At 68.9% G+C, this 956-nt stretch carries 2 protein-coding genes; both read left to right on the top strand.

Annotated features, from left to right (window positions below; all coding sequences use genetic code 11):
- The coding region (locus ACFQEU_RS16690; protein ID WP_379783964.1) for an antibiotic biosynthesis monooxygenase at positions 1 to 650 on the top strand (650 nt) is incomplete at its 5' end.
- Positions 651 to 794: 144 nt separating this feature from the next.
- On the top strand, positions 795 to 956 hold a 162-nt coding region (locus tag ACFQEU_RS16685; protein WP_379783966.1), incomplete at its 3' end, for a universal stress protein.

Genomic DNA, 956 nt, shown 5'->3' with positions numbered 1-956 from the left:
GCGACCACCCGCACGGCGAGGGCGGCGCGGAGGGCGACGCTGACGGGGTCGACGAGGGCGTCTCGAACGCGGAGATCCGCGGCGAGCTCGCGGACCTCGACATCTACGCCGGCAAGCCGTCGGGCGAGGACGTGTACGCGACCGTGTTGTACAGCGAAGCCGACGTGGACGGGCTCTTCGACGAGGTCGAGGGTCTCCGGGGCAACTTCGACCACTACGGCACGCACGTCAAAACTGCCGTCTACGACGGCCACGACGCCGACCGCGCCGCGGTCGTCTCGATCTGGGAGACGGGTTCGGCGGCGGAGACGGCGGCAGGTTTCCTCTCCGAGCTGCCAGGGATCGTCGCTCGCGCGGGCGAGGAGTCCGGGTTCGGGACGATGGGGATGTTCTACACGGTGAAACCCGAACACCAGGGCGACTTCGTCGATACGTTCGAAGACGTCGGGGCGGCGCTCGACGGGATGGACGGCCACTTCGACACCGACCTGATGGTCAACGTCGAGGACGAGAACGACATGTTCATCGCCAGCCAGTGGCGCTCGAAGGAGGACGCGATGGCGTTCTTCCGCTCGGACGACTTCCGTGAAACGGTCCAGTGGGGTCGCGAGGTGCTCGCGGACCGCCCGCGACACGTGTTCCTCGCCTGATCGCGGCACGAAGGCCCGCGATCACGTGCGCCCGCGATGTCACGGCTCGGGGCTCGGCGACCCGCCGACCAGACGTACCCGTGAGCGTCGGGCGGATCGCTCCGACCGTACCCTTTTAACTTCGGCGTCGGCAAACGGTGGGTCATGTTCGACACCATCGTAATCGCGACCGACGGCTCCGACAGCGTGGGTCGCGCCGTCGACGTCGCGGTCGACCTGGCCGCGCGGTTCGACGCGGCCGTCCACGCGCTGTACGTCGTCGACCGCGGCGAGGTCGAGTCGTCGCCGGACGCGGTCCGGGAGGAC

Origin of the sequence: Halorubrum tibetense, from assembly GCF_042661865.1 — an archaeon.
Classification (GTDB): Archaea; Halobacteriota; Halobacteria; order Halobacteriales; family Haloferacaceae; genus Halorubrum; species Halorubrum tibetense.
This window is presented reverse-complemented; position numbering and strand designations above follow the sequence as displayed.